Raw genomic sequence first — 12,496 nt, forward strand, 5'->3', positions numbered from 1 at the left:
GAGGCCGGCCCTGGTCCTACTGCCCCATCGCGTGCACGCCGCCGTCGACGTGGACGATCTCGCCGGTGGTCGCCGGGAACCAGTCGGACAGTAGCGCCGCGCAGGCGCGCGCGGCGGGCACCGGGTCGCCGACGTTCCACCCGAGCGGCGCGCGCTCGTCCCAGGTCTGCTCGAACTGCTCGAAGCCCGGGATGGACTTCGCGGCGGTCGTACGGATCGGGCCGGCAGCGACCAGGTTGCTGCGCAGCCCCTTGGGGCCGAGGTCGCGCGCGAGGTAGCGGTTGGTCGACTCGAACGCCGCCTTGGCGACGCCCATCCAGTCGTAGACGGGCCAGGCGAACTTCGCGTCGAACGTCAGCCCGACGATCGCGCCCCCCGGCGACATGAGGGGTTCGCAGGCGGCGGCCAGGGCCTTGAGCGAGTACGCGGACGCGTGCAGCGCCGTCGAGACGTCCTCCCACGTCGCGCTCATGAAGTCGAACGCGCCCTGGGGCGCGAAGCCGACCGAGTGCAGCACGCCGTCGAGTTCGCCGACGAGGGGGCGCAGACGCTCGGCGAGCGTGTCGAGGTGCTCGGTGTTCGTCACGTCGAGTTCGACGACCTCGACGGGTTGCGGCAGGCGCCGACTGATCGTCTGGGTGATCTTCATCGTGCGCCCGAAGCTCGTGAGGACGACGTGCGCGCCCTCCTCCTGCGCGATGCGCGCGACGTGGAACGCGATCGAGGAGTCCATGAGGACACCGGTGATGAGGAGCTTCTTGCCTTCGAGCAGACCCATGGCCGGCCTTTCGTGATGGTGCGGGAACTGGGGGCATGCGTGCGCGGGTGACTGGCGGGTGGCCGCCGGTCAGTGACCCATGCCGAGGCCACCGTCGACGGGGATCACGGCGCCGTTGATGTAGGCCGAGTCGTCGGAGGCGAGGAACGCGACGGCCGCGGCGACCTCGTCGGGCTGCGCGAACCGACCCGCCGGGATCGTCGCCTTGTACGCCGCCTGACGCTCGTCGGGCAGTGCGGCCGTCATGTCGGTCTCGATGAAGCCGGGCGCGACGACGTTCGCGGTGATGCCGCGCCCGCCGAGCTCACGCGCGATGGAGCGGGCGAGGCCGACGAGCCCGGCCTTCGACGCGCTGTAGTTGGTCTGGCCCGCGGAGCCGAACAGGCCGACGACGCTGGAGACGAAGATGATGCGCCCGCCCTTGCGCCGGATCATGCCCGTCGACGCCGCACGAGCGCAGCGGAAGGCGCCGGCGAGGTTGGTGTCGACGACGTTCTCGAAGGAGTCGTCGCTCATGCGCATGAGCAGGCCGTCGTCGGTGATACCCGCGTTGGCGACGACGACCTCGATCGGCCCGCCGACCATCTGCGCGGCCTTCGCGAACGCCGCGTCGACCGATTCGGAGTTCGTCACGTCACCCGTGACGGCCGGGATGCCCTCGACGTCTTCACCGGAGCGCGACATGATGACGACGGCGTCCCCCTGCGCCTGGAAGCGTCGCGCGATGGCGAGCCCGATGCCGCGGTTGCCCCCGGTGACGAGGACGGTGCGGCGGCGCGACGGGGCGCTGGTGGTCTCGGGCGAGGTGGGCATGCGGACCTTCCGGGATGGGGCGGTGTGTTCTTCGTCGCACGCTATCGACTACCCCCGGGTAGACCAATCCGGGGCGTTTCGGGCAGCCGGGGGCCCTCGAATACAGTGAGGCCATGGCGGATCAGGGGCAGCGACGGCTCTCGGCCACGAGCCTGCCCGAATCGGCGCAGGACGATCAGCGCCGCCGCATTCGCGGCTATCTCATCTCGATGGGCATCAGGACGGTGTGCTTCATCGCCGCCGTCCTCACCTGGTCACCCCTTCGCCCTCTCAGCCTCGTGTTCTTCGCCCTCGCCGCGATCCTGCCGTACGTCGCCGTCGTCTTCGCGAACGCGACGGGCAAGCGTCGCATCGACACGATGGGCGCCGTCACACCACCACCGGTGCCACACAAGGAGATCCATGGATCTGCGCGCGAACCTCGCTGATTCCGCCCCCGGTGACGAACCCGGCACCGCATTTCCGGCGCTGCGCTGCAGCGCGAAGGGCTGCCGCGCCGAGGCAACCTGGGCGCTGCGCTGGAACAACCCCACGCTGCACACGCCCGAGCGGCGCAAGGTGTGGCTCGCCTGCGACGAGCACGAGCCGACACTGCGCGAGTTCCTGTCGATGCGCGGTTTCCACCGCGACACCGTGCGGCCGGCCGAGCTGCGCGCCACCGACGGCTGAGGCGGCCGCCCACGCGACGTTCAGCGCCCGTCGATAGGCTGGTGCGGTGCTGAGACTTCTCACGACCCGACGTTGGCTGACCTGGCTCCTCGTGGCCACGTTGTGGGCGACGTTGTGCGTCATTGCCGGGTTCTGGCAGTGGGGGCGCTGGGAGGACAAGAGCACGGTCCAGAACCGCATCGACGCCAACTATGACGCGACCCCCACCCCGATGAGCCGCGAGCTGAGCACCTCGCGGGCGCCGGCGAAGTCGGACGAGTGGAAGCAGGTCACCGGGCGCGGCCACTACGTCGGCGAACCACTCTTGGTGCGCAACCGCCCCGGCCCCGGCGGCGATTTCGGATACGAGACGCTCGGCGTGTTCGAGGTCGACGGGATGAAGGTCGTCGTCGACCGCGGGTGGGTCGCGAACGGCGAGACCGCGGCGCGCCCCGCGTCGATCCCGCAGGCACCGAAGGGCGAGGTGACGCTGACGGGCTGGGTCCGCCCGAGCGAGAAGTCGTTGGGCCGCGCCGAGGTGAACGGTCAGGTCTCATCGATCTCCGTCGCAGACGTGGAGCGTGCCACCGGCGCGACGCTCGCGCAGGGGTACGTTCGAATGCGTTCGGAGAAGCTGGCCGACGGCTCGACACCGCCGCGGCCCGCCGCGCTCGACCGGCCGTCGCAGGGTTCCGCGGCCGGCATCAACCTCAGCTACGCGCTGCAGTGGTGGCTCGGTGCCATCGCCGGGTATGCCTTCGTCCTGCTGCGTGCACGCCGTGAGTACCTGGACTCGCTGGAGTTGGCGGACGAGGCACCGGTGGCGCATGACACCGAGGCAGGCGGTGACAGCGCCTCGGCGACAGGTTTCACAGAGACCGGATCCACGACACCCGTGCGCCCGACGAAGAAGCCCGCGAAGAAACCCCGCCCGCGCAAGCAGCGCATCTGGGACGAGGAGGACGCCTGAGCGCGTCCCCTTCACGAGGGGCGGGCGGCGTGTTCCGCACACGCGCCGGACGTGCCACGATGGTGACATGGATTGTGGACTGAACGGCCGTAGCTACATCGTCACCGGTGCCTCGTCGGGCCTGGGCTTCGCGAGCGCGCAGGCGCTGGCCGCTGACGGTGCCGACCTCGTCATCGCCTCCCGCGATCAGGAGCGCATCGACGACGCCGCCGCGCGGCTCGACTCGCCCGCGGGGGTGCGCGCCGTCGTCGCCGACCTCGCGGACGAGTCTGCTGCGCAGCGACTCGTCGCCACGGCGCAGGAAGCCTACGGACGCCTCGACGGCGCCGTCATCTCCGTCGGCGGCCCGCCCGCCGGCCGCCTCGAGGACACGAGCGAACAGCAGTGGCGTGACGCGTTCGAGAGCGTCTTCCTCGGTGGGCTGCGCATGGCCCGCGCCGTGCTCGACACGCCCTTCGACCCCGCCTCGGGCATGGCGGTGACGCTCGTGCTGTCGTCGTCAGTGAAGTCGCCCATCCCGGGCCTCGCCATCTCCAACGGGCTGCGTCCAGGCCTCGCGATGGCGGCCAAGACCCTCGCCGACGAGTACGGCCCGCGCGGCGGGCGCGTCAACGTCCTGCTGCCGGGGCGCATCGACACCGACCGCGTCAAGAGCCTCGACGCCGGTACGGGAGATGCGGAGGCGTCGAAGGCGAAGGCCGAGGCGGGCATCCCACTGGGGCGTTACGGCACGCCGGAGGAGTTCGGCCGCGTCGCCGCGTTCGTCACGAGCCCGGCCGCGTCCTACCTCACGGGCATCGCGATCCCCGTCGACGGCGGGGCGCTGCGCACGCTCTGAAGCGCGCTCAGTCCTCCTTGAACTGGGTCGCGTGCAGCTGGGCGTAGAGCCCACCGGTGGCGAGCAGCTCCCGGTGCGTGCCGGTCTGCACGACGCGGCCGGCCTCGAGGACCACGATGACGTCCGCGTCGCGCACCGTCGAGAGGCGGTGGGCGATGACGAACGACGTCCGCCCGACGAGCGCGTTCGCGAGTGCCGCCTGCACCGCGGCTTCTGACTCGCTGTCGAGGTGCGCGGTCGCCTCGTCGAGGATGACGACGTCGGGCGTCTTGAGCAGCAGCCGTGCGATGGCGAGGCGCTGCTTCTCCCCGCCGGAGAGGCGGTGTCCACGATCGCCGACGACGGTGTCGAGCCCGAGCGGCAGCCGCTCGACGAGGCTCCACACGTGCGCGGCACGGAGGGCGCTTTCCAGGTCGTCGTCGGTGCTGTCGGGACGGGCGTAGAGGAGGTTGGCGCGCACGGTGTCGTGGAACATGTGCGCCTCCTGCGTCACGACGCCGATGCGGTCGCGGACGGAGGCGAGGCTCGCCTCGCGCAGGTCGAGCCCGCCGACGCGCACGGCACCGGACGTGGGGTCGAACAGACGCGGCACGAGGTTCGTCAGCGTCGTCTTGCCTGCGCCACTGGGCCCGACGAGCGCGACGAGCGCCCCGGCGGGCACGTCGAGGTCGATGCCGCGCAGCACGTCCTCTCCCCCGCGTCTGTCCCCCGTCACGTTCGCCTCGAGGGATTCGAGCGAGACGACGTCGGCGTCCGGGTAGGCGAAGGTGACGTCGTCGAACCTCACGCCCAGTGGCCCGTCAGGAAGCGCCCGGGCGGAGGGTGATTCGCGCACGAGCGGTTCGAGATCGAGCACCTCGAATACGCGCTCGAACGAGACCATCGCGGCCATGACGTCGACGCGGACGTTCGACAGCGCCGTCAGTGGTGCGTACAGGCGCCCGAGCAGCGCTGCGAGCGCGAGCAGGGTGCCGACCGTCATCGCGCCGTCGACCGCGAGCACCCCGCCGAGGCCGTAGACGAGCGCGGTCGCGAGGGAGGCCATGAGGGTGAGCGCGACGAGGAACATGCTGCGTTGCGCGGCGATCGAGACACCGATGTCGCGCACGCGTGCGGCGCGGGCGTCGTACTGCGCCGATTCCTCGTCCGGGCGCCCGAAGAGCTTGACGAGCAGCGCACCCGCGACGTTGAACCGCTCCGTCATCCGCGCGCCGAGTTCGGCGTTCAACGTCATCTGCTCGCGCGTCAGACCGGCCAGACGGCGGCCGAGGAAGCGCGTCGGCAGCAGGAACAACGGCACGAGGACAAGGGCGGCCAGCGTCAGCTGCCATGACAAGGACGTCATCGCGACGAGCAGCACGACGAGGCTCACGGCATTGCTGACGACCGTCGACAACGTCGTCGTGAACGCCTGCTGCGCACCGACGACGTCAGAGTTGATGCGCGTGACGAGGGCACCCGTCTGCGCCCGCGTGAAGAACGCGATGGGTTGGGCGAGCACGTGGCGGAACACGTCGGCGCGCAGGTCGAAGATGAGACCCTCGCCGAGGCGCGCTGATAGCCAGCGCTGCGTGATCGTGACGCCCGCGCTGAGCACGGCGACGAGCGCGACGGCGAGTGAGAGCCACACGACGACGTCGCGATGTCGCGGCACGACACCGTCGTCGATGATGTGCTTGAGCAGCAGCGGTGACGCGACGACCATGACGGCGTCGAGCACGACGAGGACGAGGAACGCCGCGATCGTGCGGCGATAACCGCGGGCGTAGCCCGCCACGCGGCGCACCGTGCCGGGGGCGAGACGCTGATCCTTGACGCTCGAGTCGCGTGACATCGAGCGCATCATCTGCCAGCCGGCGCCCATGGACATGTGAGCTCCTCAGGCCAGCGAGATGAGGTCGGCGTAGTCGGGGCCCCACAGATCCTCGACGCCATCGGGCAGCAGCAGGATGCGTTCGGGTTCGAGAGCCTCGACGGCGCCGTCGTCGTGGCTGACGAGGACGACCGCGCCCTCGTAGCCGCGCAGCGCGCCCAGGATCTCCTCGCGGCTGGCCGGGTCGAGGTTGTTCGTCGGTTCGTCGAGCAGCAGGACGTTGGCCGCGGACACGACGAGCAGCGCGAGCGACAGGCGCGTCTTCTCACCACCGGAGAGCACGCCGGCTGGCTTCTCGACGTCGTCGCCGGAGAACAGGAACGAGCCGAGCACCTTGCGCACCTCGGTCTCGCCGAGATCGGGCGCGGCGGACTTCATGTTGTCGAGGACGCTGCGCTCGACGTCGAGGTTCTCGTGCTCCTGCGCGTAGTAGCCGATCTTCAGCCCGTGGCCGGCGATGATCCGGCCCGTGTCGGGTGCGTCGACGCCGGCGAGCATCCGCAGCAGCGTCGTCTTGCCGGCACCGTTGAGACCGAGGACGACGACCTTCGAGCCGCGGTCGATGGCGAGGTCGACGTCGGTGAAGATCTCGAGCGATCCGTACGAGCGCGAGAGCCCCTCGGCCATGAGCGGCGTCTTGCCGCACGGCGACGGCTTCGGGAAGCGCAGCTTCGCGACCTTGTCCTGCTGACGCTCGCCCTCGAGGCTGCCGAGCAGGCGCTCGGCGCGCTTGGCCATGTTCTGCGCCGCGGTCGCCTTCGACGCCTTCGCGCGCATCTTGTCGGCCTGTGCCATGAGCGCTCCGGCCTTCTTCTCCGCGTTCTGACGCTCGCGCTTGCGACGCTTCTCGTCCTGCTCACGCGCCTGCAGGTAGGCCTTCCAGCCGACGTTGTACTGGTCGAGCTCGGCGCGGTTGGCGTCGAGGTGGAAGACCTTGGTGACGACGGCGTCGAGCAGTTCGACGTCGTGGCTGATGACGATGAGCCCGCCCTTGTACGCCTTGAGGTAGTCGCGCAGCCAATGGATCGAGTCGGCGTCGAGGTGGTTGGTCGGCTCGTCGAGCAGCAGCGTCTGCGCGCCGGAGAACAGGATGCGCGCGAGTTCGATGCGGCGTCGCTGACCACCCGAGAGCGTGCGCAGCGGCTGGGTGAGGATGCGCTCGTCGAGGGCGAGGCTGCTCGCGATCGACGAGGCCTCCGACTCCGAGGCGTACCCGCCGGCGGCGGTGAACTCGGCGTCGAGGCGCGTGTAGCGCTTCATCGCCTTCTCGCGCACGGCGTCGTCCTCGGAGGCCATGTTCGTCTCGGCGGTGCGCAGGTCGCGCGCGATGGCGTCAAGGCCGCGCGCGGACAGGATGCGGTCGCGGGCGAGGACGTCGAGGTCGCCGGTGCGTGGATCCTGCGGCAGGTAGCCGACCTCGCCGGAGGTGACGACGCGGCCCGCTGCGGGGATGCCGTCTCCGGCGAGCACCTTCGTCAGCGTCGTCTTGCCGGCTCCGTTGCGCCCGACGAGGCCGACGCGGTCGCCCGGGGCGACACGGAACGTCGCGTTCTCGAGCAGGATGCGCGAGCCGGCGCGCAGTTCGATGCCTTCGGCGGTGATCACGGGTGAAATCGCTCCTTCAGGGGCGGCAGGTGCGTCGAGGTGGGCCGACGGCGGTGTGGGGCGGCGTCGGGACGCGCAGCGGCGAGGGCGCTGCGGCGGGAAGCCAACCCACGTATTCTACGAGAGATGGTGGGAGGCGGACGCAGCGTCCGCCTCGACAGACGGAGGCTCTCTTGACGTTCAACGACAACGCGCAGCTCGACACCTCGCAGGTGACCTCGGGCGGTTCAGGTGGCTTCGGTGGCGGAGGCGGTGGCATGGGCGGGGGCCCGGTCGTCGGCGGCATCGGCGGTCTCATCCTCATGCTCATCTTCGCTCTTTTCGGCGGAAACCTCACCGGCGGGCCGGACAGTTCGGGCGGCGGCAGCACCGGCTCATCGGGCAGTTCGTACGGCTCAGGCCTCAACGGCTATGCCCAGGACACGCAGGACGTGTCGGGTTCGAATGACTCCGTCGCGCAGGCGATCAAGCAGTGCAAGACGGGTGCGGACGCCAACCGTGACGACACCTGCCGCATCGTCGGCACCGTCAACGCGGTGCAGGACTACTGGGGCAGCGCGCTGCCGAAGTTCACGAACGGCCGGACGCAGTACGAGAACGTCCCGACCGTGATCTTCAGCGGGCAGACGTCCTCGGGCTGCGGTACGGCCAGCTCGCAGATGGGCCCGTTCTACTGCCCGACCGACCGCAAGGTCTACATCGACGCCGCCTTCTTCCAAGAACTGACGAACAAGTACGGTGCCGATGGCGGCGCCCTGGCGAAGGAGTACGTCGTGGCCCACGAGTACGGCCACCACGTGCAGGACCTGCTCGGTGCCCTCGGCCGCGCACAGCAGGATCCGAAGGGTGCCGAATCGGGTTCGGTGCGTACCGAACTGCAGGCCGACTGCTACGCCGGCATCTGGGTCGCCCACGCGACGGAGTCGAAGGACAAGAACGGCAACACGCTGCTCAAGCCGGTCACCGACGACGACATCAAGTCAGCGCTGTCCGCGGCGTCGGCCGTCGGTGACGACCGCATCCAGCAGAAGGCCCAGGGTCGCGTCACGCCGGAGAGCTGGACGCACGGTTCGTCGGAGGCTCGGCAGAAGTGGTTCATGACCGGCTACGAGAAGGGCGACCTCAACTCGTGTGACACGTTCAACGTCGACAGCGTCGAGTGAGGTCGTGAAAACGCTCGGACGGGTCGGAAAATTGACCAAAAGTGATTGCACGCTCAATTTGTTCCGACCGTGAGCCGATGGTAATCTTGAAGGGCCGCACCGACGTCGGTGCGGCCCTGCTTCGTCGCTGAGTCCCGTCACGAAGGCCAGGTATCACCGCATTGCGCGGAGCGACGGGAGCGGTGCACCCAGCATCCGAGCCACCTTGGTGGCTCTTGGGGTGAAGCCGGCTCAGGCCGGCCGAGAATCTAGGATCTCGAACCCGACAGGTCATGCCTCGTAAGCGCTCCTGGAGAGATCCGACATGAAGAACATGTCCCGCCGCTCGTTCCTGGGAAACACGTCCAAGGTCGCCGTCGGCACCGCCCTCGCCACCTCCGCGCTGGGCGCGGTCTCGGTCGGCACCGCCTCGTCCGCCAGCGCCTCCGTCACCTCGGCGAGCGCTCGCCGCGTCGTCTCCAGCGCCTCGTCCCGACGCGGCGCCCCCTACGTCTACGGTGCGGCCGGCCCGTGGCGCTTCGACTGCTCGGGTCTGACGAGCTGGAGCTACCGCCAGGTCGGTCGCTCGATCCCCCGCACGGCCAACCAGCAGTACCGAGCCTCGTACCGCGTCTCGCGCGCTTCGGCTCGCCCGGGTGACCTTGCGTTCCTCACCTCCGGTGGCTACGCCTACCACGCGGCCGTCTACGCCGGCAACGGCATGGTCTGGCACGCACCGCGACCCGGCTCTCGTGTGCAGCTCGCGCGCGCCGGTTCCTCCTACCGCTTCGGCCGCGTCTGATCCGTTCGATCCTGACGCACGCCGCACAGCGCGGCGAAGCCCGCCACCTCCATCGAGGTGGCGGGCTTCGTCGTACGGTAGCGGTGGCTCAGACGTTGAACCCGAGGGCGCGCAGCTGCTCGCGGCCGTCGTCGGTGATCTTGTCCGGGCCCCACGGCGGCATCCAGACCCAGTTGAGGGAGTGGCCGGCGACGACGTCCATGAGCGCCGTCGCGACCTGCTCCTCGATGACGTCGGTCAGCGGGCACGCCGCGGACGTCAGGGTCATGTCGATGACGGCGTGCTTGGAGTCGTCGACGGTGATGCCGTAGACGAGGCCGAGGTCGACGACGTTAATGCCGAGCTCGGGGTCGACGACGTCGCGCAGGGCCTCCTTGACGTCCTCGACGTCCGACTCGACGGGCGGGGTGGTTGTCTCGCTCATGCCGTGATCTCCTTGTCGCTGCTGGCGGTGGTGTCGCTGTTCGTGCTGTTCGCGGCGCTCCCGGCGAGGTCGAGGCCGAGCTTGCCGAGCGAATCCTGCAGGGCCGACCACGACAGCAGCGCGCACTTGACGCGCGCCGGGTACTGCGAGACCCCGGCGAGCGCGATCGCGTCACCGATGACCTCTTCGTCGCCGGCGTCCTTGCCCTTGCTCGTCAGCATGCTGCGCGTCGCGCCGAAGACCTCCTGCGCCTCGCGCAGCGTGTGCCCGACGAGGTTGTCGGCGAGCATCGACGCGGACGCGACCGAGATCGAGCAACCGATCGAGTCGTAGCTGACGTCCTTGATGACGGCGTCGTCACCCTCGCCCTCGACGTCGACGCGCAGAGTGATCTCGTCGCCGCACGAGGTGTTGACGTGGTGGCTCTCTGCCCCGAACGGCTCGCGCAGCCCCGCGTGCTGCGGGTGCTTGGAGTGATCGAGGATGAGTTCCTGGTACAGATCCATCTCAGACCTCCAGTCCGAAGATGCTCGGCACGCGATCGAGCGCCGCGAAGAACGCGTCGATGTCCTCGCGGGTCGAGTACACGTTGAAGCTGATGCGGCTGCTCGCGACGGCCTTGAGACGCCGGTGCAGCGGCCACGCGCAGTGGTGGCCGGTGCGGATGGCGACCCCGGCGTCGTCGACGATCTGGCCGACGTCGTGCGGGTGCACCTCGTCGACGGTGAACGCGACGGCGCCCGTGCGGGAAGCGGCATCGAGGGGGCCGAGGACGGTGGTCCACGGCCGGGCCGCGAAGCCCTCGAGCGCGTAGGTGATGAGATCCTGCTCGTGCGCGAAGACGTTCGCCATCCCGAGCGCGTCGAGGTAGTCGCACGCTGCGGCGAGACCGATGGCCTGTGCCGCATTCGGCGTGCCCGCCTCGAAGCGCTGCGGCGCGGGCGCGTATGTCGAGCCTTCGAGCCGGACGATCTCGATCATCGAACCGCCGGTGAGGAACGGCGGCATGGCGTTGAGCGTCGTGTTCTTCGCCCACAGCACGCCGATGCCGGTGGGGCCGAGCATCTTGTGGCCGGAGAAGGCGAGGAAGTCGACGTCGAGCTCGCGCACGTCGACCGGCATGTGCGGCACCGACTGGCACGCGTCGAGCACGACCCACGCACCGACCTCACGGGCGATCGCGCTGATCTCGTCGACGGGGTTGATCGTGCCGAGCACGTTCGACACGTGCGAGAACGCGACGATCTTCGTCTTCTCGCCGACGGTCGCCCGCATCGAGTCGAGGTCGATGCGGCCGTCGTCGGTGATCTCGCACCAGCGCAGCGTGGCGCCCGTGCGGCGCGCGAGCTCCTGCCACGGCACGAGGTTGGCGTGATGCTCCATCGGCGTGATGACGATCTCGTCACCCGGGCCGATGCGCAGCCGCTCGGCCAGCTCCGGGTCGACGCCGTCGAGCGCGCCGTCGAAACCTGCGTTGCTGAAGGCGTACGCGACGAGGTTGAGCGCCTCCGTCGCGTTCTTCGTGAACACGATCTCGTCGGCCTCACCACCGATGAAGCCGGAGATCGTGGCACGAGCCGCCTCGTAGGCATCCGTCGCCGCCTCCGACAACTGGTGCGCACCGCGGTGCACCGCGGCGTTCACCGTCCGGTAGAAATCACCCTCGGCCGTGATGACGGCTTCGGGGCTCTGCGACGTCGCGCCGGAGTCGAGGTAGACCAGCGGCTTGCCGTCGCGGACGCGGCGCGCGAGCACGGGAAAATCCTCTCGCACGCGCGCCGCGTCGAACGAAACGTCAGCCATGATCAGGCCTTGACCTCGCTGCCGACCGCCGCGTTGACGTACCGGTCGTAGCCCTCGGCCTCGAGACGGTCGGCCAGCTCGGGGCCACCCTCCTCGGCGACGCGGCCGTTCACGAACACGTGCACGTGGTCGGGCTTGATGTAGCGCAGGATGCGCGTGTAGTGCGTGATGAGCAGGACGCCGCAGTTCGTCTCCGCCTTGGCGCGGTTCACGCCTTCGGAGACGATGCGCAGCGCGTCGACGTCGAGGCCGGAGTCGGTCTCGTCGAGGATCGCCATCTTCGGCTTGAGCAGCTCCATCTGGAGGATCTCGTGGCGCTTCTTCTCGCCACCGGAGAAGCCCTCGTTGACGTTGCGGTCGGCGAACGCCGGATCCATCTTGAGGTTGCCCATGGCGTCCTTGACGTCCTTGACCCACGTGCGCAGCTTCGGCGCCTCGCCGTCGACGGCTGTCTTCGCGGTGCGCAGGAAGTTGGAGACGGTGACGCCGGGAACCTCGACGGGGTACTGCATCGCGAGGAAGACGCCGGCGCGGGCGCGCTCGTCGACGTCCATCGCGAGAACGTCCTCGCCGTCGAGCGTCACGGTGCCGGAGGTGATCGTGTACTTCGGGTGACCCGCGATCGAGTACGCGAGGGTCGACTTGCCGGAGCCGTTCGGGCCCATGATGGCGTGCGTCTCCCCCGAGTTGATCGTCAGGTTGACGCCCTTGAGGATCTCCTTCGTCCCGTTCTCCGTCTCGACGGTGACGTGGAGGTCGCGAATCTCAAGCGTAGACATGGTGTTTCGTCCTTCGTTCGA

14 protein-coding genes and 1 riboswitch are annotated in these 12,496 nt (G+C 69.5%); of the genes, 6 read left to right on the forward strand and 8 right to left on the reverse strand.

Annotated elements, in window-relative coordinates; all coding sequences use genetic code 11:
• Window positions 1-16: 16 nt before the first annotated feature.
• Window positions 17-778 carry an enoyl-ACP reductase FabI gene (fabI, locus tag EDC82_RS07295; RefSeq protein WP_131941050.1) on the reverse strand — a complete coding sequence of 254 codons (762 nt, stop codon included), beginning with the start codon at window positions 776-778 and terminating at the stop codon, window positions 17-19.
• A gap of 69 nt (window positions 779-847) precedes the next feature.
• A complete protein-coding gene (gene fabG / locus EDC82_RS07300; protein WP_131941052.1) occupies window positions 848-1,591 on the reverse strand; it encodes a 3-oxoacyl-ACP reductase FabG in 744 nt (247 codons plus the stop codon).
• Window positions 1,592-1,704: 113 nt separating this feature from the next.
• Between fabG and EDC82_RS07305 the strand changes: the two genes are divergently transcribed.
• The 4 genes from EDC82_RS07305 (at window position 1,705) to EDC82_RS07320 (ending at window position 4,047) form a co-directional block, all read left to right on the forward strand.
• Window positions 1,705-2,019 (forward strand): DUF3099 domain-containing protein, encoded by a 315-nt coding sequence (locus EDC82_RS07305; RefSeq protein ID WP_006945365.1) that lies wholly within the window; start codon window positions 1,705-1,707, stop codon window positions 2,017-2,019.
• A complete protein-coding gene (locus tag EDC82_RS07310) occupies window positions 1,994-2,260 on the forward strand; it encodes a hypothetical protein (RefSeq protein WP_006945337.1) in 267 nt (88 codons plus the stop codon). The genes EDC82_RS07305 and EDC82_RS07310 overlap by 26 nt, the downstream gene beginning before the upstream one ends.
• Window positions 2,261-2,306: 46 nt before the next feature.
• Window positions 2,307-3,209: an SURF1 family protein gene (locus EDC82_RS07315; protein WP_131941054.1), complete on the forward strand. Its 903-nt coding sequence runs from the start codon at window positions 2,307-2,309 to the stop codon at window positions 3,207-3,209.
• A gap of 67 nt (window positions 3,210-3,276) precedes the next feature.
• Entirely contained in the window at window positions 3,277-4,047 is a 771-nt protein-coding gene (locus tag EDC82_RS07320; RefSeq protein WP_131941057.1) for an SDR family oxidoreductase, read from the forward strand.
• Window positions 4,048-4,054: 7 nt separating this feature from the next.
• Here EDC82_RS07320 and EDC82_RS07325 read toward each other — a convergent pair whose 3' ends face one another.
• Both EDC82_RS07325 and EDC82_RS07330 read right to left on the reverse strand, forming a co-directional pair.
• Entirely contained in the window at window positions 4,055-5,917 is a 1,863-nt protein-coding gene (locus EDC82_RS07325) for an ABC transporter ATP-binding protein (protein WP_200829288.1), read from the reverse strand.
• Window positions 5,918-5,926: 9 nt separating this feature from the next.
• On the reverse strand, window positions 5,927-7,525 hold the full coding sequence (locus tag EDC82_RS07330) for an ABC-F family ATP-binding cassette domain-containing protein (protein ID WP_006945441.1): 1,599 nt from the start codon (window positions 7,523-7,525) through the stop codon (window positions 5,927-5,929).
• Window positions 7,526-7,698: 173 nt separating this feature from the next.
• Between EDC82_RS07330 and EDC82_RS07335 the strand changes: the two genes are divergently transcribed.
• On the forward strand, window positions 7,699-8,688 hold the full coding sequence (locus EDC82_RS07335; protein WP_131941059.1) for a neutral zinc metallopeptidase: 990 nt from the start codon (window positions 7,699-7,701) through the stop codon (window positions 8,686-8,688).
• A 115-nt stretch (window positions 8,689-8,803) separates the two neighbouring features.
• Window positions 8,804-8,989: riboswitch (cyclic di-AMP (ydaO/yuaA leader) on the forward strand.
• 3 nt (window positions 8,990-8,992) lie between these two features.
• The gene (locus EDC82_RS07340) at window positions 8,993-9,469 is read left to right on the forward strand and encodes a C40 family peptidase (protein ID WP_083603764.1); all 477 of its coding nucleotides are present in this window, start codon (window positions 8,993-8,995) and stop codon (window positions 9,467-9,469) included.
• Between the two features lie 88 nt (window positions 9,470-9,557).
• On the opposite strand, the gene EDC82_RS07345 is transcribed toward EDC82_RS07340, so the two are convergent.
• Genes EDC82_RS07345 through sufC form a run of 4 tightly spaced genes read right to left on the reverse strand, consistent with a single transcriptional unit; the run spans window position 9,558 to window position 12,475 of the window.
• Window positions 9,558-9,893: a metal-sulfur cluster assembly factor gene (locus tag EDC82_RS07345; protein ID WP_006945372.1), complete on the reverse strand. Its 336-nt coding sequence runs from the start codon at window positions 9,891-9,893 to the stop codon at window positions 9,558-9,560.
• Window positions 9,890-10,399 carry a Fe-S cluster assembly sulfur transfer protein SufU gene (gene sufU, locus EDC82_RS07350; RefSeq protein WP_074045302.1) on the reverse strand — a complete coding sequence of 170 codons (510 nt, stop codon included), beginning with the start codon at window positions 10,397-10,399 and terminating at the stop codon, window positions 9,890-9,892. Before sufU ends, EDC82_RS07345 begins: the two co-directional genes overlap by 4 nt.
• 1 nt (window position 10,400) lies before the next feature.
• Window positions 10,401-11,696 carry an aminotransferase class V-fold PLP-dependent enzyme gene (locus EDC82_RS07355; RefSeq protein WP_115296208.1) on the reverse strand — a complete coding sequence of 432 codons (1,296 nt, stop codon included), beginning with the start codon at window positions 11,694-11,696 and terminating at the stop codon, window positions 10,401-10,403.
• Window positions 11,697-11,698: 2 nt separating this feature from the next.
• Window positions 11,699-12,475 (reverse strand): Fe-S cluster assembly ATPase SufC, encoded by a 777-nt coding sequence (gene sufC, locus EDC82_RS07360; RefSeq protein WP_038568278.1) that lies wholly within the window; start codon window positions 12,473-12,475, stop codon window positions 11,699-11,701.
• Between the last annotated feature and the right edge of the window lie 21 nt (window positions 12,476-12,496).

The sequence above is a fragment of the Dermacoccus sp. SAI-028 genome (assembly GCF_004346775.1).
Classification (GTDB): domain Bacteria; phylum Actinomycetota; class Actinomycetes; order Actinomycetales; family Dermatophilaceae; genus Dermacoccus; species Dermacoccus nishinomiyaensis.

What these genes read in the sequence shown, in the direction of transcription:
- fabI (WP_131941050.1), bottom strand. Translation starts at nt 778, where the DNA reads ATGGGTCTGCTCGAAGGCAAGAAGCTCCTCATCACCGGTGTCCTCATG.
- fabG (WP_131941052.1), bottom strand. Translation starts at nt 1,591, where the DNA reads ATGCCCACCTCGCCCGAGACCACCAGCGCCCCGTCGCGCCGCCGCACC.
- EDC82_RS07305 (WP_006945365.1), top strand. Translation starts at nt 1,705, where the DNA reads ATGGCGGATCAGGGGCAGCGACGGCTCTCGGCCACGAGCCTGCCCGAA.
- EDC82_RS07310 (WP_006945337.1), top strand. Translation starts at nt 1,994, where the DNA reads ATGGATCTGCGCGCGAACCTCGCTGATTCCGCCCCCGGTGACGAACCC.
- EDC82_RS07320 (WP_131941057.1), top strand. Translation starts at nt 3,277, where the DNA reads ATGGATTGTGGACTGAACGGCCGTAGCTACATCGTCACCGGTGCCTCG.
- EDC82_RS07325 (WP_200829288.1), bottom strand. Translation starts at nt 5,917, where the DNA reads ATGTCCATGGGCGCCGGCTGGCAGATGATGCGCTCGATGTCACGCGAC.
- EDC82_RS07340 (WP_083603764.1), top strand. Translation starts at nt 8,993, where the DNA reads ATGAAGAACATGTCCCGCCGCTCGTTCCTGGGAAACACGTCCAAGGTC.
- EDC82_RS07345 (WP_006945372.1), bottom strand. Translation starts at nt 9,893, where the DNA reads ATGAGCGAGACAACCACCCCGCCCGTCGAGTCGGACGTCGAGGACGTC.
- sufU (WP_074045302.1), bottom strand. Translation starts at nt 10,399, where the DNA reads ATGGATCTGTACCAGGAACTCATCCTCGATCACTCCAAGCACCCGCAG.
- EDC82_RS07355 (WP_115296208.1), bottom strand. Translation starts at nt 11,696, where the DNA reads ATGGCTGACGTTTCGTTCGACGCGGCGCGCGTGCGAGAGGATTTTCCC.
- sufC (WP_038568278.1), bottom strand. Translation starts at nt 12,475, where the DNA reads ATGTCTACGCTTGAGATTCGCGACCTCCACGTCACCGTCGAGACGGAG.